At 71.5% G+C, this 18,350-nt stretch carries 12 protein-coding genes and 1 pseudogene; 4 read left to right on the top strand and 9 right to left on the bottom strand.

Annotation, left to right across the window (positions count from 1 at the left end):
- The 4 genes and pseudogenes from FR742_RS01365 to FR742_RS01350 all read left to right on the top strand — a co-directional run.
- A pseudogene (locus FR742_RS01365) lies at positions 1–288 on the top strand (response regulator); the annotation flags it as partial.
- Between the two features lie 191 nt (positions 289–479).
- Entirely contained in the window at positions 480–1,268 is a 789-nt protein-coding gene (locus tag FR742_RS01360) for a hypothetical protein (RefSeq protein ID WP_148029213.1), read from the top strand.
- Between the two features lie 24 nt (positions 1,269–1,292).
- Positions 1,293–3,182: a fumarate reductase/succinate dehydrogenase flavoprotein subunit gene (locus tag FR742_RS01355; RefSeq protein ID WP_148034271.1), complete on the top strand. Its 1,890-nt coding sequence runs from the start codon at positions 1,293–1,295 to the stop codon at positions 3,180–3,182.
- Positions 3,179–3,931: a succinate dehydrogenase/fumarate reductase iron-sulfur subunit gene (locus FR742_RS01350; RefSeq protein WP_148029212.1), complete on the top strand. Its 753-nt coding sequence runs from the start codon at positions 3,179–3,181 to the stop codon at positions 3,929–3,931. Before FR742_RS01355 ends, FR742_RS01350 begins: the two co-directional genes overlap by 4 nt.
- A 267-nt stretch (positions 3,932–4,198) precedes the next feature.
- Here FR742_RS01350 and FR742_RS01345 read toward each other — a convergent pair whose 3' ends face one another.
- The 9 genes from FR742_RS01345 to FR742_RS01305 all read right to left on the bottom strand — a co-directional run bounded on the left by FR742_RS01345 (position 4,199) and on the right by FR742_RS01305 (position 18,310).
- On the bottom strand, positions 4,199–5,542 hold the full coding sequence (locus FR742_RS01345; RefSeq protein ID WP_148029211.1) for a hypothetical protein: 1,344 nt from the start codon (positions 5,540–5,542) through the stop codon (positions 4,199–4,201).
- A 73-nt stretch (positions 5,543–5,615) separates the two neighbouring features.
- Positions 5,616–7,448, bottom strand: coding sequence for a hypothetical protein (locus FR742_RS01340; RefSeq protein ID WP_148029210.1), 1,833 nt, complete (start codon positions 7,446–7,448; stop codon positions 5,616–5,618).
- Positions 7,449–7,514: 66 nt separating this feature from the next.
- The gene (locus tag FR742_RS01335; protein WP_148029209.1) at positions 7,515–7,910 is read right to left on the bottom strand and encodes a (deoxy)nucleoside triphosphate pyrophosphohydrolase; all 396 of its coding nucleotides are present in this window, start codon (positions 7,908–7,910) and stop codon (positions 7,515–7,517) included.
- The gene (locus FR742_RS01330) at positions 7,907–8,998 is read right to left on the bottom strand and encodes an NlpC/P60 family protein (RefSeq protein ID WP_261808300.1); all 1,092 of its coding nucleotides are present in this window, start codon (positions 8,996–8,998) and stop codon (positions 7,907–7,909) included. The genes FR742_RS01335 and FR742_RS01330 overlap by 4 nt, the downstream gene beginning before the upstream one ends.
- The gene (locus FR742_RS01325) at positions 8,995–9,621 is read right to left on the bottom strand and encodes a hypothetical protein (protein WP_148029208.1); all 627 of its coding nucleotides are present in this window, start codon (positions 9,619–9,621) and stop codon (positions 8,995–8,997) included. The genes FR742_RS01330 and FR742_RS01325 overlap by 4 nt, the downstream gene beginning before the upstream one ends.
- A 3-nt stretch (positions 9,622–9,624) precedes the next feature.
- A complete protein-coding gene (locus FR742_RS01320) occupies positions 9,625–12,054 on the bottom strand; it encodes a type IV secretion system protein (RefSeq protein WP_148029207.1) in 2,430 nt (809 codons plus the stop codon).
- Positions 12,051–14,528: an ATP-binding protein gene (locus FR742_RS01315; RefSeq protein WP_148029206.1), complete on the bottom strand. Its 2,478-nt coding sequence runs from the start codon at positions 14,526–14,528 to the stop codon at positions 12,051–12,053. Before FR742_RS01315 ends, FR742_RS01320 begins: the two co-directional genes overlap by 4 nt.
- 47 nt (positions 14,529–14,575) lie before the next feature.
- On the bottom strand, positions 14,576–18,010 hold the full coding sequence (locus FR742_RS01310) for a TcpE family conjugal transfer membrane protein (protein WP_187280943.1): 3,435 nt from the start codon (positions 18,008–18,010) through the stop codon (positions 14,576–14,578).
- Positions 18,011–18,064: 54 nt separating this feature from the next.
- Entirely contained in the window at positions 18,065–18,310 is a 246-nt protein-coding gene (locus tag FR742_RS01305) for a hypothetical protein (protein WP_261808835.1), read from the bottom strand.
- Between the last annotated feature and the right edge of the window lie 40 nt (positions 18,311–18,350).

Genomic DNA, 18,350 nt, shown 5'->3' with positions numbered 1-18,350 from the left:
CGGCCTGTCGAGGTGCTCCTGGTGGAGGACGACGACCTCAACCTGCCCAGGAAGAGCGGCCTGGAGGTGCTCAGGGAGGTGAAGGCCGACCCGGTACTCAGGACGATCCCGGTGGTCGTCCTGACGACGTCGAAGGCCGAGGAGGACGTCGTCCGGAGTTACCGGCTGCACGCCAATGCATACGTGGCTAAACCCGCAGATTTTGGGCAATTCATAAGGGTTGTCTGTCAAATCGATAACTTTTTTGTGACTGTGGTGAAGTTGCCTTACCAGGGACAGCGCCCCTGACGGGATACGTGACAGGAATCACAGCGTGAGCAGGAGAAAGTGAGTGACCGTCCTCACAAATCGCGATGCGCTCGTCGTAACGTATGCCACACCAACTGCGCGCCCGCGCGGCATAGTCACCGCCGAACGCGCCTAGAAGAACGACCCGGACCCCAGGCGTGCGGGGTCCGCGGGAGGTGGAGAGGTCCGCGATGACCCAGACGACGCCCGATGCCCCAGCGAGAAAGCAGCGTGCCCAGGTCAAGGTGCGCACGCTGCGCACCGACCGGTGGTGGCTCACCCCGCTGCTGGTATTCCTCGGGCTCAGCTCATTTCTGATCTACGGTGTGTGGGCGATCCTCGACACGAGCAACTTCGCCGAACCCTACATCGCCCCCTTCGCCGCACCCTGTCTGACCACGCAGGAGGTCTGTGACGGCGCGCGGCTGTTCGGGTGGGCGCCCGTCGGCGACTGGTACGCGCTCCCGCCGGGGCTGCTGATCCTCGGCCTGCCGGGCGGGTTCCGGCTGACGTGCTACTACTACCGCAAGTCCTACTACCGCTCGTTCTGGCTGTCGCCCGCCGCGTGCGCGGTGCAGGAGCCGCACGGGAAGTACACCGGTGAGACCCGCTTCCCGCTGATCATGCAGAACATCCACCGCTACTTCTTCTACTTCGCGCTCCTGATCGGCGCCATCCTCACCTACGACGCCGTGCTGGCCGTCGTGCACAAGCCGATCGGCCTCGGCAGCTGGATCCTGATGCTCAACGCCGTGCTCATCCTCGGCTACACGCTCGGCTGCCACTCCTGCCGTCACATCACCGCGGGCCGGCTCAACCACTTCTCCCGTCACCCGCTCCGCTACCGGGCCTGGACCTTCGTCTCCAAGCTCAACGCCAAGCACCAGCAGTGGGCGTGGGCCTCGATGTTCTCCGTCATGGGCGCCGACCTCTACGTCCGCCTGGTGGCCAAGGGCATCATCGCCTTCCCGTTCGCGTAAGGATCAGTTCAAGTGGATAACTCGATCAACATCGAGCGTCACGAGTACGACGTGGTCGTCATCGGCGCGGGAGGCGCCGGGCTGCGTGCCGCCATCGAGGCCCGCCAGCAGGGCAAGCGCACGGCGATCGTGTGCAAGTCGCTGTTCGGCAAGGCCCACACCGTCATGGCCGAGGGCGGGGCCGCCGCCGCGATGGGGAACGTCAACTCCGACGACAACTGGATGGTGCACTTCCGCGACACCATGCGGGGCGGCAAGTTCCTCAACAACTGGCGGATGGCCGAGCTGCACGCGAAGGAGGCGCCGGACCGGGTCTGGGAGCTGGAGGCCTGGGGAGCGCTCTTCGACCGCACCAAGGACGGCAAGATCAGCCAGCGCAACTTCGGCGGCCACGAGTATCCCCGCCTGGCGCACGTCGGCGACCGCACCGGCCTGGAGATGATCCGCACGCTCCAGCAGCGCGTGGTGGCCCTCCAGCAGGAGGACCACGAGCAGCACGGCGACTACGAGGCCTACATCAAGGTCTTCCAGGAATGTACGGTCACGCGCCTGCTCAAGGACGGCGACCGGATCTCCGGGGCGTTCGGCTACTGGCGCGAGACCGGCAGCTTCGTCCTCTTCGACGCGCCCGCCGTGGTGCTGGCCACCGGCGGCATCGGCAAGTCCTACGTGGTCACCTCGAACTCCTGGGAGTACACCGGTGACGGTCACGCCCTGGCCCTGCTGGCCGGCGCGAACCTCATCAACATGGAGTTCATCCAGTTCCACCCCACCGGGATGGTCTGGCCGCCCTCCGTGCGCGGCATCCTCGTCACCGAGTCGGTCCGCGGCGACGGCGGCGTGCTGCGCAACTCCGAGGGCGAGCGCTTCATGTTCAAGTACATCCCCGAGGTGTTCAAGGACAAGTACGCCACCACCGAGGAGGAGGGCGACCGCTGGTACACCGACCAGGCCAACAACCGCCGGCCTCCGGAGCTGCTCCCCCGTGACGAGGTGGCCAGGGCCATCAACGCCGAGGTGAAGGCAGGCCGCGGGTCCCCGCAGGGCGGCGTCTACCTGGACGTGTCCACCCGCCTCCCGGCCGAGGAGATCAAGCGGCGGCTGCCGTCGATGCACCACCAGTTCAAGGAGCTGGCCGACGTCGACATCACCGCCGAGCCCATGCAGGTGGGCCCGACCTGCCACTACATCATGGGCGGCGTCGAGGTCGACGCCGACACCGGCGGCGCGTCCGTACCCGGGCTGTTCGCGGCCGGCGAGGTGTCCGGCGGCATGCACGGCTCCAACCGGCTCGGCGGCAACTCGCTGTCGGACCTGCTGGTGTTCGGCCGGCGCGCGGGCGCCGGCGCCGCGGCCTACGTGGACGCGCTGCCCGCCCGGCCCAAGGTGGCCCAGGAGCAGGTGGACGCGGCCCGCACCGAGGCGCTGGCGCCGCTCGAGCGCTCCAGCGGCGAGAACCCGTACGAAGTGCACCACGAGCTCCAGCGGACCATGAACGAGCTGGCCGGCATCATCCGCAAGGCCGAGGAGCTCACCGAGGCGCTGGAGGTCGTGGAGAAGCTCAAGGAGCGCGTGCAGCTCGTCGGCGCGGGCGGCTCGCGCATCTACAACCCCGGCTGGCACCTCGCGCTCGACCTGCGCAACATGGTCCTCGTGTCGGAGTGCGTGGCCAAGGCCGCGCTGATGCGCGAGGAGAGCCGCGGCGGCCACACCCGCGACGACCACCCGGGCATGCGGCCGGAGTGGCGGCGCAAGCTGCTGGTCTGCTCCACCGAGGACGGCGGGTCCATCACGGTCGAAGAACAGGAGCAGCCCGCGATGCGGGACGACCTGATCACTCTGTTCGACCGCGACGAGCTGAGCAAGTACCTCACCGACGACGAGATGGACGAGTTCGACAGGATCGCGAAATGAGTTACAAGGCGAAGTTCAGGATCTGGCGCGGTGAGAGCGGCGAGGGCAAGCTCGAGGACTTCACCGTCGAGGTGAACGAAGGCGAGGTCGTCCTCGACATCATCCACCGGCTCCAGGCGACCCAGGCCCCCGACCTGGCCGTGCGCTGGAACTGCAAGGCCGGCAAGTGCGGCTCCTGCTCGGTGGAGATCAACGGCAAGCCGCGGCTGAGCTGCATGACCCGCATGTCGACCTTCGCCGAGGACGAGACGATCACGGTGACGCCGATGCGGACCTTCCCCGTCATCAAGGACCTCGTCACCGACGTCTCGTACAACTACCAGAAGGCCAGGGAGGTGCCGTCCTTCACGCCCCCGGAGGGCGTGCGGCCGGGCGAGTACCGGATGCAGCAGGTCGATGTCGAGCGGTCCCAGGAGTTCCGCAAGTGCATCGAGTGCTTCATGTGCAACAACGTCTGCCACGTGGTCCGCGACCACGAGGAGAACAAGCCGGCCTTCTCCGGGCCCCGGTTCCTGATGCGGATCGCCGAGCTGGACATGCACCCGTACGACGTCGCGGACCGCAAGGAGTCGGCCCAGGAGGACCACGGGCTCGGCTACTGCAACATCACCAAGTGCTGCACCGAGGTGTGCCCCGAGCACATCAAGATCACCGACAACGCGCTGATCCCGATGAAGGAGCGCGTCGCGGACCGCAAGTACGACCCGCTGGTCTGGCTCGGCAGCAAGATCTTCAAACGCGCCAAGTAACACCCTCGGAAACGCGGCGGGCCCTTGTTCCCGCCGCGTTTCCCATCTCCAGCACCGTCCTACCGGCAGGCACCCGGAACACGCCGTCCCGCTGGGAACAGGCGCTCCGCCGGGAACACGCCGCGTTCACCGGACTCAGCCCGGAACGAGGCGCTCGGCCGGAAACACGCCTTGCCGCCGTGAACAAGCCCTCGCTCGGAACCTGCCGCGCTCACCGTGAACAGACACACTCGGCCCGGAACGCGCAGTGCTCGCCGCAGGCGGGTGTCAGCGGGGGTGGCGTCCGCGCTCGTCCGGACCGTGATCGTCGTCGGGGAAGCGCTGCACGATCGTACGGTCGAGGTCGGACGGCGGGTTGCCTGTCGTCCGCGGGCCGAACCAGGGCTCGGAGTCACCAGATTCGGCAGCCGAGGCCGGGCCCAGAGGACGATCCGGGGTGTCCTCGTACGGGGCCGCGCCGCCCGGCGGGATGTCGGAGGACGGCGGCTCCGGCGCGATCAACGGCTCGAACGGCGCCCGGAGCTGCTCCCTCTCCGCCTCACCCGGCTGGTGACCATACGATTCCCTGGTCGCCTCACCCGGCTGGTGACCCGACGAGTCCCTGCTCGCCTCACCCGGCTGGTGACCCGACGACGGCGGCTGGCCCGGCTGGTGACTGTACGAGCCGTACTGGTCGGGAGCCAGGACGACGGGACCCTGCTCGGGCATGGGGGCGGGCGCGGTGTGGGGGGCGTTCGGGTCGTGGTAGACCGCGCCGTACTGGACCTGCCCGCTCGGGAACGTCTGGACGGGCACGAAGCTGATGATCGGCGCGTACGCGGTGCCGCCAGGGTAGCCGGGGGCCGCGACGCCCGCCGTGGCGTAACCGGGCCCCGCCGGGTAGCCCTCGGCCTGGTGCGGGTACGGGCCGGGCTGCTGAGGATAGGCCCCGGGGTAGGCCCCGGCCTGCGGACCGGCCTTGCGCACGGCCGCGGCGTGAGCCATCCGGCGCAGCCGCCCCTCGAAGATCAGCACCGCGAACAACGCCAGCAGCACCATGATCAGCGCCGGGATGCTGAGCCGCTGGGTGAGACTGCGCTGGTCGTACTCCGGCGCCGCGTTGCGCACCTCCAGCTGCACCGTGTCGCTCTCGACGGAGGCGGCGTCGGTGGAGAGCGCGGGTGTCGGGGTGTCGGTGCCGGCCACGGTGGGCATCTGCACCGACTCTTCGGCCGACGACGTGACGGGGTCCGGCACCTCCTGCGGCGTCTCCTCCGGCAGTTGCTGCGGCGGCGGGGCCACCGACTGCGTGACCGGCGCCGGGTCGGGGGCCTTGGTCGTCTTGGTCTTCGTCGGCTCGGGGGCCTTGGTCGTCTTGGTGGGCTTCGCGGTGACCGTCTTGGTGATCGTGGTCTCGGGCTGCTCCGGCTCCGGGGTCGGGGTCGGGAGCGTGGTGGTGATCGTCACCGTGGTCTGCGGCGGGCACTCCTGTCCGACGTCACACGGCTCCACCGGGTCCAGCGCCGTAGCCGAAGCCGTCGCGCCCGCGCCGACGAACGGGATGACCCCGATGCCGGTTAACCCGATAGCGAGCACCATGGCGGAGACGGCCGTCGCTCGTTTGCGTGCCACCTGTGCCCTCCGCGATTGGCGAATCCACGGTCAAGGGAATACTAGTCGGGTCAAAGGAACAGTAAAGACGGATCTAGAATACCTTTCTCCGCATACGCCGGGCCTGTGCCTTGGCGACTGCCCAGAGTCCCACGAGCAACACCCCGATCCCGCCCGCCACGTACGGCAACCCGCCGACCCCGGCCAGCGGATTCGTCCTCTCCGCGGCTCGTACACTCACCTGCGCCCCGTCGACGGTCCTCGGCAGCGGCGCCCCGGGAACCACCTCCTGCGCGGCCTCGACCGGCGGCGGAGCCACCTCGGGCAGCTTCACCTCGCCATGCTGATGCGTCCGATCCGGAGCCGCGGGCCACTCGCCCGCCCCGTCCTCCAGCGAAGGCTCCTCAAGCTCGGCCCCCCACCCGTGCTCCTCCGCGCCCTTACCGGCCTCACGCCCGCGCTCCTCCGCGCCCTTGCCGACCTCACGCCCGTACTCTTCCGCGCCCTTACCAGCCTCACGCCCACGCTCTCCCCAGCCCTTACCGGCCCGCCCGTGCTCCTCCCGGCCTTTACCGGCCTCAGGCCGTCCGGACCGGTCATGCGACTCCGCCGCCTCCGCGCCGCCCCGCTGGTCCCCAGGCTGACGCGCCGACTCGGCGTCGTTCACCCGACCAGGCTCGACCGGACGGCCCAGGTCCCCGAGTTCAGGCGCCGACTCCGCGCCAGGCGCCCCCCGGCCAGGCCCTTGCTCACCTCGCCCGGCCGCGCGATCCTCCCGAGCCCCAGGCTGACGCGCCGGCCCGGCCATATGCGCCCGACCCGGCTCCGCCGCGCGGCCCAAGCCCTCGGGAGCACCCGCCGACTCGTCGTCAGGCACCTCCCAGCCGATCTCCCACGCACCTCGCCCGGCCGCGCCGTCTTCCCCGCCCTCAGGCTGACGCGCCGACCCCGCGTCACGCGCTCCACCGAACTCGGCCGCGCGACCGAAACCTTCACGGTCACGCACGCGACGAGGCTCGGCCACGTGACCCTCGCGGTCACGCACGTGACCAGGCTCGGCCACGTGACCCTCGCGGTCACGCACGTGACCAGGCTCGGCCACGTGACCCTCGCGGTCACGCACGTGACCAGGCTCGGCCACGTGACCCTCGCGGTCACGCGCCGACCTCTCCCAGCCAGTCCACCGCTCAGGTCGCCAGGCCGCCCTGTCCTCCCCGTACTCGGGCCGGCGCGCCGGCTCGGCGGCGCGCATCCGCCGCCGGTCGCCGGGCCACTCCTGCCACGTCTCGCGCCGCGCGCGCTCGCCCGCCTCCCAGCGGCCGAACTCCCGCTCTTCGACGGCGCGCGGGTCCCGCGACTCATCCCACGGGTCCGGGACGGGGGCCGCAGGGCCGTTCATGGTGGAGGATTCATCGGCGACGGAAGTGGTGGCGGTGCGCAGGATGGTCGTCAGGCCGCCGTCCCCCTCACGCAGCCGGGCCACCGCCGCCACCTCCACCTCCTCGGCGCCCGACGGCACGGACAGCACCACCTGTACGGCCTTCTCCGACGAGACGTCCCCCAAGTGGCACGCCTGCGCCCCGGGCACCGCCACCCCATCGGGCGCGGTCAGCGCGCGGGCGGCCAGCGCCCGGGCGGTGATCTCCGCGCCCCCGGGGTCGGGCGTGTCGGATGGAGGGACATGACGAGCACAGGACAGCCCGGTGAGCGAGTGCACGGGCGTCGCCGCCACCGCCAGGCTCGCGTCCTCGGCCATGCCGCTCAGCCGCACCTCGTACCGGAGCACGTCGCCTGTCCTGATCCACCTGACCATGCCGGCGGGATCATCCACCCGTTCCAGCACCATGGCCACGCCCGCCGCTGCCGCGGGCACGACCGGGGCCGCCACCAGGGCCAGGACCCCGGCCACCATCCAGCCACGGTTCATCGTGACGCCTCCCCCAGACGCGACGAAATAACGCTTAGTAATCGTTATGTCACTGAGAGCGACGTCTCAATCCTGTGCGAGGAGTTTCTCCACCGCCTCCATCAGAGGCAGGTCCGCCGCCAGCCAGGCCACGTCGTAGTACTCCCCGGGTTCCAGCCACCGCAACGCCAGATGCTCACGGGCCTGCGGCGTGCCCGAGGCGACGCGGGCCAGCCAGGCGCGCATCACGTAGCCGCCGGTGGACAGCGGCCAGTCGCCGCCCACCCGCTCGCCCACCTCGATCTCCACGCCGAGCTCCTCGCGGCACTCCCGTACGAGGGCCTCGATCTCGCCCTCCCCGGGATCCACCTTCCCGCCGGGGAACTCCCACCCGCCCATCAGCGCCGGCGGCTCGGCCCGCTGCGCGGCCAGCACCCGACCGCCCGGCCCGACGATCACCGCGGCCACCACGATCACCGTCATAGCGCGGGATCCCCCAGCTTGGCGAGCTGGCCCTGCACGTCGGGGTTCTGCAGCGGCCGGGTGAAGCCCACGATCTTGTCGCGGCCCTCGTAACTGGTCACCTTGATCGGCCCGCACAGGCGGCAGCGCGCCTCCACCATCTTGCCCTTCGACACGACCAGCCCGACGTGCCCCGGCCGATCCGGTCCCGTGCCCGGCCCCGAGTCGAAGAACACCAGGTCGCCCGGCTGCTCGTCGCCCTGCTGGATCTTCACCCCGAACGGCCACTGCCCGAACGTGGTGCGCGGGATCGACAGCCCCGCGTGCCGGTACGCGGCGTAGATGATGCCCGAGCAGTCGAACGCGTCCGGCCCGGTGCCGCCCCAGAGGTACGGCTTGCCGCGCTGGTCCAGCGCGAAGCCGAGAATCTTGGCCACCACGTCGCTGGGCGCGGCCTCGACCAGCGGCTCGTCACACGCGTCGTCAGCCTCCGGCGGCACCTCGACCTCCCCGGACTCGGCGTACTTGCGGGCGATCTCCTCGACCTGGTCGACGTACCACCAGGCGCGGTTGTAGACGAACAGCGCCCGCCGCACGTTCTCCGGGGCGCCGTTGCGCTTGAGCATCTTGGCCGCCCCGAGGATCGCGTCGGCCGGGTTGTAGACGTCGCCGACGCCGTCACCGTCGCCGTCGGAGGCGTAGCCGTTGAACCGCGACGACACCGGGATCCTGGCCTTGCCGCCCCACGTGCTGATCAGGAACTGCATCGGCCCGGCCGCCCCGGCGTAGTTGGTGCCGCTCTTCACCCCCGGCAGGGTGGACCGGCCATGATCGGTCTCACGCTTGCCCACGGCGGCCAGGATCGTCCACTGGACCCCTAACTTCTCCCCGTGCTCCTTGTACAGCTTCAGGTATTCGGACGGGATGTCCGCGGCGGCCGAGTCGGACGCCTCCTGCACGCCGGCGCCGTCGTCGGTGCAGTCGGGCAGTTCGCCGCCGGAGCCGATGATCGAGGGGATCGAGGTCATCAGCATCGGCGAGATGATGGCCAGGAGCAGCACGAGCACCCCGGCGACGACGGCCGCGACGACGGCCCGGGTCCGGTTCACCCCTGGGTGTCCCCCTCCTGGCCCTCGCTCGCCGGCTGGAGGTCGAACACACGCCAGTCGGAGCCGAGCTGGCTGACCGTGACCGCGTAGTCCCCTGACAGTTGCCGGGTGCCGCTCTTCGCGGTGATCTGCTGCGTTCCGGAGACCACGAACACGATGGACGCCTTCTCGATCTGCCTGATTTCCCGGAGTTTCGCCGTGGCCGTGGAGACCACCTGGTCGGCGCGGTTCTGCTCCACGGTGCCGGGCGAGGTGAGGGTACGGGCGAGCACGTTGCCCAGGTCGGCCGTGGTGTAGCGGCGCACCCGGGCCGCGTACGCGGCCGGATCCTCGTCATGGCGGAACGTCGCGTACTCGGCCGTGAACCGCTCGGCCAGATCGGCGGCGGCGGCCAGTTGCTCCTTCGACATGGGCAGGTAGGCGTAGACGTCGAACGGCGCGCCGCTGGCGGTCGCCAGCGGCGTGGCCGGGATGACGGGCGAGGTGGTGATACGGGGCGCGGCCCGCTCCTCGGCGGCGGGCTCGCGGGAGTCCGGCCACATGGTCAGGTAGAGGCCGACGGCGGCGACCACCACCACGATGGCGGCGAAGACCAGCCCTCGCCTGTCACCCGGCTGCGCCACGGTCTAGTCCTTGTCGGGGTTGGTGGGGTTGAGCCAGAAGGGCACCTCGGGCTCGCTCCTGCGCGAGCTGCTGCCCCACAGCGGCGGCGGCTCGGAGCCGCGCCGGTCGGAGTCGGAGCGGTCGAAGAACCCGCCTCCCGAGCCGCCCCCGAAGACGCGGCCGTCGGGGTTGCGGCCGAAGACGCCGCCGGAGGACCCGTTGTCGCTCCACCGGGAGCGCCCGGACCGCGACCCGCCGGACCGCGACCCGCCGCCGAACAACGACCCACCGGAACCGGAACCGCCACCGGACCCGCCGAACCGCGACCGACCCGACCCGGAACCGCCCGATCCGCCCGATCCGCCCGATCCGCCGAACAACGACCCGCCGCCGGACCGCGACCGGCCCGATCCGGAACCCCCGGACCGTGAGCCACCGGACCCGCCAGAGCCACCCGACCCGCCGAAGCGCGAGCGCGAACCGCTCGACGAGGCCCCGCCGCGCGGCGCCCAGCCACCACCGGCACCGCCGAACCAACCGCCCCCGCCGGACGCACCAGAGCCGGCGGACCCACCGGCGCCACCGCCTCCGGACCCGCCGGAAACCCGGGGGCCGCCCGAGCCGGAGCCGCCCGAGCCCCGGGGACCACCGGCCGCCCGGGCTCCGCCCGCACCGGCGCCCGACCGCACGGGACCGCGCCCGGGGGCGCCGCCCCGCCCGTTCGCCCCGTTCAGGTTGAGCGGCGGCGCGTCGCCCTTGCGCGCCTCGGGCACGCCCCTGCCGACGCCCTTGGCGCCCTGCTGCTCCTTGTCCAGCGGCGCGGGCACGCGCACGCCCGAGGCGCCCTCGCCCTCCTCGCCCCTGGCCCGCCCCTGGGCGACCCCGGCGGCGGCCGCGCCGGCCACCCCTCCGGACGCCGCGGCCGTGATGAGCGGCTCGGCCTTGCGCACTCCCCAGCGCCCGATCCGCGCCGACGCCACCGGCGGCAGCACGTTCGCCGAGCGCTCCAAGGTCCGCGAACTGGCCGCCTCGCCGAGCATCCGGGTGGCGAGCGTGTGCCCGTTGATCGAGGCGAACAGGTGCTGGAACGGTCTGCGGTAGAAGAACACCGCGATCGTCAGCAACGCCATGAACAGGATCTGCAGCCCCCACGGCATCGCCGTCGAGATGATCAGCGCGTACCCGTACACGAGCACCCCGAGCACGAGCGCCAGCACGGCCTGCCGGAGCAGCGTGCCGACGAGCATCTCCACCCAGCGCATGGCGATGATCCGCCCGCTGCCCGGATGCACGCCGATGAGCAGGAACACCGGCCCGAGTATCAGCAACAGCAGGAAGCCCACCTTCAGCACCAGCAGCGACACCGCCACCAGGAAGATGAGCACCCCGGCCACCATGGCGGCGATCAGCGCCCCGATGGCCACGCCCAGCCGGCTCGTCCAGTCACGGCCGGAGAAGATGAAGTAGCGCGAGTCGTTTCTCAGCTTGTCGGCGACCTCGGCGTACTTCGCCTGGTGGGCGCCCACGTCGGGAGCCGGGTTCTCGGCCGTCGCGGCCGGGATGGACTGGGTCTCCAGCATGACCCGGCCGAAGTCGCGCACGATCGGCTGGTTGGGGTCGGCGGTGCCGAACATGCCCATCAGCCACGGCTTGCACACCAGCGTGGACCAGAGGGCGTCGGCGTTCTGGTCGACGCCGGGCGTGCCGTTCTGCCCGAAGCCGCCGGCCCGCACCTGGGGGTTGGTCTCGCCGGGCGGCGGGAGGCAGGACGCGCCGCCCGCGCCGGGCAGGCCGGAGAAGGCGGAGTTGACCACTTCGCCGGTCTTGTCCGTGACGACCTTGCCCAGCCCGGTGAAGTCCTGCGGCCGGCTGAGGAACCAGGTCGCGACCGTGACCGCGAGCACCATCCAGATCACGCCCTCGGCGGTGGTGGTGGCCCGCTTGCGGATCAGCCCGTACCAGGCGAGCCAGATCGCGCCGAGGATGACGACCGGCTGGAGATACGGCCAGTACATGGCCTGCGACAGGTTCGTGACGATGTCGTCGACCACGTCCTTGATCGCCTGGAGCGGTCCCTCGGTGGCCGCGGCCTGGTACGTCGTGATGGTCAGCCGGTCGATGGCCTTGGCCCACAGGAAGATCGTGTTGGCCCAGGAGTTGCCGAGTACGGCGGCGATGTCGGAGCAGCCCAGCTCGTGCGTGTGCCAGAACTGCCCGGACATGCCGAACTGGCCGTAGTTGGTGACGGGCTGCGCCGCGCCGCCCTCGGGGACCGGTGGCTGGATCATGCCGTCGACGCCGCTGCCGATCACCTCGGGCGCGAGCTCGCCCGACAGGTCGCAGGGCGCGGCCGCGGCCGGCGACGTGGCGCCGATCACGACGGGCACCACGACGAAGCCGAGCAGCACCGTCACCACGGCGAGCGCCCACCGCCTGGGTAGCCGGATCTTCATGACCGCACCTCCTGCGCCCTGCCGATGCCCCCCTGAAGATCATCATGCCCGTCGCCGTCGGGTTTGTCGTGCGTCGGGTTCGTGTCGAGCCAACGGAGAAGCTCCTCCGAGATGAGGTCCACCCCGATGCGGCCCGCCCTGCCGTCCAGATCGCGGAACACGCACTCCCCGTTGCCCAGCGAGCGGAGCACGGCCTTGTGCTCCTCCAGGGGCTCCACCCCGAGCAGTGACATCACGTGGTCGACCTCCACCCGTTCGGTCGACCGGAAGGCGAACACGGACGACAGGCAGTTCGTCACCTGCTCGTTGAGCAGGTCGCCCGCGTTCTGGCTGACGAGCACCAGCGCGGTGTTGCGGGAGCGGCCCATCCGGCTGACCTCGGGCACCAGCTTCGCGCCCTCCGGCGTGGAGGTGATCGCCCACGCCTCGTCCAGGAAGATGGCCTTGGGCGCGCGCCGGTCGAGCCCGTTCATCAGCCGCCTGGCGAACTGGGACACCAGGTAGAGCAGCGCCACCGAGAGCCGCTGCTCGTAGGAGTAGTCGTCCCTGGTCGTGGCCACGTCCGGCAGGGTCAGCCCGCCGAGCGTGAACACGGTGGTCCAGCCCTCGCTGTCGATCTGGTCACCGCCTGACGGGTCGAAGCAGAGCCTGGCCAGATGCATCTCCGACATCGAGCGCAGCACCGCGCCGAGGTTCTTCGACGCGGCGTCCTCGGCCCGCTCCAGGTGGTCGACGACCTTGCCGAGCGACGGGTCCGGCTGGTTGGACACCGCCGCCACCGCCTGGATCATGGCCGACTCGCGCTCCTCCGACATGCGCGGCAGCAGCAGCCTGAGCGTCTCGGTGGCCATCGTCTTCTTGGCCGCGATGTCGTCACCGAACGAGAACGGGTCGAGCAGGCCGGGCGCGGCCGCCCCGAGCGGGATGATCCGCGCCTTGCGGCCCCGCTTGTCGAGCAGCCGCACCAGCGACTCGGCGTCGCCCTTCGGGTCGATCACCGCCACCGTGACGCCGCGCAGCGCCATCTGGTAGATCATCAGCAGCGCGAGCGTGGTCTTGCCGCCGCCCGGCTCGCCGGTGATCGCGATCGCCGTGGGCCGGTTGCGGCTCGCGGCCAGCAGCGGGTCGAAGTGGACGATGCTGCGGGCCCGGCCGACGGTCTCGCCGATGTAGGGGCCCAGCCAGCCCTCGCCGTCGTGTTCGAGCCGGTCGCCGAGATCGACGGTCGCCGTGGCCATGCCGCCCGCGATCGTCCGCAGCGGCTGCCGCTGGGCATAGGCGTTGATCTTGACCCGCTCGCCCGGCAGCGACTCGCAGAACAGCGAGAACTGGTCGCCCGTCGAGTTCACCACGTCGATGCCCATGTCGCGGTAGTGCTCGACGACCGCCTCCACCCGCTGCACGCAGATGTCCTCGGTCGGGGCCGACACGATCAGCCGGTGCCACCCGTACACGAACGGCAGCCGCTCCTTGGTGATGCCGTGCTCCAGCATCCGGGCCGCGTCGATCTGCTCCGCCAGCGCCAGCGGCGCCTCCGCGCCGGCCTCGCGGATGTGGATGTCCATGTCACGGGCGTGCGCCAGCTTGCGCGCCACGTCGCGGGACGCCTTCACCGGCGGGATCAGCCGCATCCGGGACGAGATCTCCACCGGGAACGGCAACTGGTCGGCGAAGTGCATCCACGGCTCGCCGTCGGGGAACGGCATCAGGTCGGGGAACCGCGCGAACGACAGGTGGGCCACGTACGAGTCGCCCTGCGGCTGCACGACGCGCAGCAGCGACCGGCCGTTGTGGATCTCCCCCTCGACCAGCGCCTCGATCTCGCCCTTGCCCCAGCGCCGCTTCGGGCTGGCCGACGGCGGCCCGTCGGCGAGCCCGCCCGCCGCCGCGTGCTGGAACAACCACGCCACCTCCGTGGAGGTGGCGTGCCTGGCGTAGAGGGCGCTGGAGGCGAGTGCCCGCCCGAGCCGTTCGGCCTGTTCGGTCCAGCGCGTGATCTCGCCGTCCGGCACGTGGTCGTCATCCAGGCCCAGCACCTTCTCCGTACGCTGGTAGAACCCGAGAAGCTGGGCCAGCGCGCCCGCGCCGAGCTGCTTGCCCCGCGCCCCCAGCCGGACCCCGAGATAGACCTCCTTGGTCCAGAAGTCCTTGGCCCAGACGTGGCGGTACATCTCCTCCAGGTAGTCGCGCCACCCAGGCCCCTCGTCGGAGGTGCCGTTGAGCGCCATCGCCCACTCGGCCGCCGGGTAGGCCCGATGCGCCACCCGCAGGTGCACCTCGGCGTCGGGCATCCTGATCGCGGCCAGCGCGATCGTGATGTTGGTGGCCAGCGCCTCGCGCTCCTCCGGCGTGACGAACTCGTAGCTGACCGTCGGAAGGCGGAAGTACGCCCACGCGCACGTGTCCGTGAGCAGGATGCGGTCGTCGAAGAAGCGGACGGCCAGGCGCTGCTGCGCACGGGACGCCCTGCTCATGCCGCCCCCTCAGCGCATGAACGGGCCAGACCTGCTCGGATGTTCACTTAACGCTCACCGATTCTCGTGCCCGGGGGGTCACTCGCCAACTCCTCTTCGCTAGGTCGGATCCTCTGTGCCGCGAAGCCTGCGACCACGACCCCCGCGAGCGCCAGGTACGCCCTCCTGCCGGCCGTGCGCAACCGCCCGGGATCCACGACCTCCACCCCGCCGGGGGCCAGGTCGTCCTCCCAGGGCACCCTGACGATGGCCCGGCACCTGCCGCTGGCCACCGCCTCCGCCTGCTCGACGTCCGGCATCGAACGCCTGCTCACCCCGTTGACCACCATGACCGCGCGCCGCCTCAGGTCGGCGCAGCCATGGCCGTCGAGCCACTCGTACGTCATCCCGACCGCCTCGGGCGCCTCCTCGCTGGCGGGCACCACGAGCACGAGCTGGTCCGCGTACGGGAGCACGCGTGCGGCCAGCGCGGCGGCCGGGTCGATCACGGTCAGCTTGTAGTGCCGGTCGAGCAGGGCCAGGGCGTCGCCCAGCCGGTCGTCCGAGAAGAGACTGCGGTCGGCCAGCCGCTGCTCGGCCTCCGCGTCGCCGTCGGCGCCCACCACCTCCAGGCCCGAGGAGGTGCGGGTGGTGTAGCCGCGCATCCTCAGGTAGCCGCCGACCTGGGGCAGCCCGGCCAGCAGCGACGTCAGCGTCTCGGGCGTCTCCGGCTCGATCCTGCTGCTCAGCGTGCTCGCGCCACTGCTGGCGTCGACGGCCACCACGCGGTCGTCGCGGTAGTGGGCCAGCGTGTGACCCAGCATCAGCGCCGTGGTGCTCTGACCCGCGCCGCCCGTGCAGCCGAGCACCACGATCCGGCGGCTGCCGCTGAACACGCTCCTGGCCCGCGCCTCGTCGATCTCGGACCCGTCGCCGCGCACCCCGTTCCCGCCGACCACGACCCGCGCGACCCGCCGCCACCCGCCGGAGTCCCGCCCCACGACGGACTCGACCCGCCGCACCTTGGCCTCGCCCGCCCGAGGCCCCGGCACGATCACCCCATCAGCACCCTCGACATCCCGCCTACCCCCATCACCCCGTACGTCCCGCACCCCACCATCGCGCAGCTCCCGCCCACCTTCAGCTTCATCAGCGCGCTTCCCAGAAGACGCGTCCCGCTCATCCCCGGTCCCAAGCTGCGCATCCCGCCGGTCGCCAGCCCGCGACCCACGCTCCGCGTCGCGCGAGTCTCCCTCGCGCGTCCCACGCACATCCCGCCCGCCCTCAGCCCGGACCCCGCGCTCCACATCCCGCAAGTCACCGTCACGCATCCCGGAGGGCGCGTCCCGCAAGTCTTCGGCACCCGCCCCCGCGAGTGCATCCCGCCGGTCACCAGCCCGCGTCCCGAGGCGTCCCTCCCGCGCATCCTCACCGCGTGTCCCGCGCTCCGCGTCCCGCGAATCGGGCGCACCCGCCCCCGCGCGTGCATCCCGCCGGTCACCAGCCCGCGTCCCGAGATGTGCCTCCCGCCCATCCCCACCGCGCGTCCCGCGCTCCGCGTCCCCCGAGTCGCCAACACCCGTCCCCGCGCGTGCATCCCGCCGATCGCCAGCCCGCGTCCCGGGAGCTGCCTCCTGTCCGCTCCCAGCACGCGTCCCGCGCTGCGCGTCGTCGGCGTACGTCTTTTGCCCGCGAGCGGTGTCCGTGTCCTGCCCTGCTTCGGACCGCGTCTCCGGGTCAGGGACGGGATGCTCGCCGGCGGCCTGAGCCTCTGGGCGATCGGCAGGCTCGGGGTCGGTGGACACCGCTCGAAGCCCGCGGCGCCGCACCGACGTGTCCACCACGAGGCGTATCTCGCCCGCACCCTCCTGGCTTACGGACAAGTCCTGCTCTTCGACGGCCCCGGTCTCTTCGCGCGCACGCTCGGACCGCGCCGTCGCGCCGTCCCCCTCGTGCTCGGCAGGCCCGGGAGCGCTCTCCGCACCCTCGCCCTCCCCGATCTCGTGGGAGCCCTCAGCATCCGTCCTGCCATGCTCCCCGGACAGTGCCTCCGCACCCGGCGCGCTGTCCCGCACGTCCGACGCACCGGCTCGCTCGGACAGGCCCTCCGCACCCGGAACACCACCGCGCCCGACTGACGAGGCCTCCCCGGACGGGGACTCCGCACCTGGCGCGCCATCCCGCAGGTCCGACGAGGCAACCTCCTCGGGCGGGAACTCCCGTACGACCGGCTGGGAGACTCGCCCACCCGGCGTACCGGCGCCTTCCCCGGAGGGGGCGCTGTCTTCACGAGGGGACGGCCGGTCGGAGGAGGTGTCGGCTGTCTTCGGGGTCTCGTCTCGTCTGGTGGGGAACACCTGGTCGGAGCCGCGCAGAGGCCGGGACAACGTGACCGGCCGGGAGTCGGGGGTCAGCGGCGCCCAGCTCCGCTGTGCTTCGGCGAGCAGGGCGGGGTTGAGCTTCGGCGGCTGCCCCTTGCGGTGCTGGCTCCTGGCGGCCTCGTCCTCCCGGCCCTGCTCGGGCGCGGGGCGCGCGGCGCCGGCCGGGGGCCCGTCGGCGCTGGCGGCCAGCTTGCGGAGCCGCCGCAGCGCTTCGGTGTCGATCGGCTTGGCCCCGGTCTCCTGGCGCGACCTGCGTCCGCCGGTGTCCGCGCGAGAGTCCTCCTCTGGCGAAGCCGCGGGCGGCACGTCGGACGGCGGAACCGCCGGTACGGTCCCGCCCCCGGAAACCGGCTGACGCTCCACTTCTCCGGCCTCGCGCTCCGGCGTCTCGGTGTCGCGAACCAGCCGAAGCTCCCGTACCGGCATGCGGGAAGCGGCAGGTTCACCCGAGTGGGCCCGCTCACGTACGGGAGCGGAATCGTCGGCGGGCGGAGCCGCGGGCTCCTGGGACGGGAGGGCGGGCGGAGCGCCGGGCCGGGTCCGGGAGCCCCAGCCCGTGCGGGCGGGCTCCACCGCGGTGGCGGGGAGCCGGGCCGACTCCGCGACCGTGACCGTGAGCTGGGCGGCCGCCACGGGGGCCTGGGCCGCGGCGGCAGCGGCGGCGGCCACCGCGGGCCGGACCTGCCGCGGACCCGTCGCCGGCGCGCGCTTGCGCGCGGGCTTGCGGGACTTGCGAGCGGCCTTGACCCGTACGGGGTAGGCGCGCCAGACGCGGGCCGAGAAGGTGACGGTGTCGGGCTCCGACAGGGAGGCCAGGCGGTACCACGCCTTCGGCTCGCCCAGGTAGCGCAGCTGGGACTCCAGCAGCTCGGTGAGCCGCTTGCCCTCGATGACCGGCCGGGTGGACAGCCATGTCACGATGCCCGGCGGCACCAGGAAGAGCACGTGCCAGGGCATCGCCACCGGCACGCCGATGACCCAGAGCAGGAGCGACCACGGGACGAAGACGCCGACGAACACGCCGATCCAGACGATCGGGAGCGGCATGGGCAGCCGTAGGTCGTACAGCTTGTAGAGCCGCTTCTCGATACGCCAGATGTTCGTGTACGTGGGCAGGTCCACGCGGTCCTCCTCTCCACCCGCTCGTTCATGACCACAGGAGAGTGGTCTCAACCCTTACTGGATGCCGAGGGCACCCGCGATCGCCTTGGCCGTCACCTCGATGATGTTGGGTACGTAGAAGATCACTCCGATGGCCACGGCCAGGATGAGGAACTGCACGAACCGCGTGATCTCGCGCGTGAAGAGGAAGAACAGCGCGACCACGGACACGACGACGAGGAAGAGCGGGGCGAAGAACGCGCGCAGGAACGCGGCGAGCCCTTCTGTGTTGACGCCGGTGGGTGCGGGTGTCGGCGTCATCTCGATCAGGTTGAGCAATAGGGTTTTCACGATCACTTCT

The sequence above is a fragment of the Nonomuraea sp. C10 genome (genome assembly GCF_008017515.1).
Classification (GTDB): Bacteria; Actinomycetota; Actinomycetes; order Streptosporangiales; family Streptosporangiaceae; genus Nonomuraea; species Nonomuraea ferruginea.
The sequence above is the reverse complement of the archived record's forward strand: the minus strand, read 5'-3'. Positions and strand labels throughout refer to the sequence as shown.

Bases quoted from the DNA above. Each gene is read 5' to 3' on its own strand.
- FR742_RS01335 (WP_148029209.1), bottom strand. From the start codon at position 7,910: ATGACGGTGATCGTGGTGGCCGCGGTGATCGTCGGGCCGGGCGGTCGG.
- FR742_RS01350 (WP_148029212.1), top strand. From the start codon at position 3,179: ATGAGTTACAAGGCGAAGTTCAGGATCTGGCGCGGTGAGAGCGGCGAG.
- FR742_RS01320 (WP_148029207.1), bottom strand. From the start codon at position 12,054: ATGAAGATCCGGCTACCCAGGCGGTGGGCGCTCGCCGTGGTGACGGTG.
- FR742_RS01305 (WP_261808835.1), bottom strand. From the start codon at position 18,310: ATGACGCCGACACCCGCACCCACCGGCGTCAACACAGAAGGGCTCGCC.
- FR742_RS01315 (WP_148029206.1), bottom strand. From the start codon at position 14,528: ATGAGCAGGGCGTCCCGTGCGCAGCAGCGCCTGGCCGTCCGCTTCTTC.
- FR742_RS01340 (WP_148029210.1), bottom strand. From the start codon at position 7,448: ATGAACCGTGGCTGGATGGTGGCCGGGGTCCTGGCCCTGGTGGCGGCC.
- FR742_RS01360 (WP_148029213.1), top strand. From the start codon at position 480: ATGACCCAGACGACGCCCGATGCCCCAGCGAGAAAGCAGCGTGCCCAG.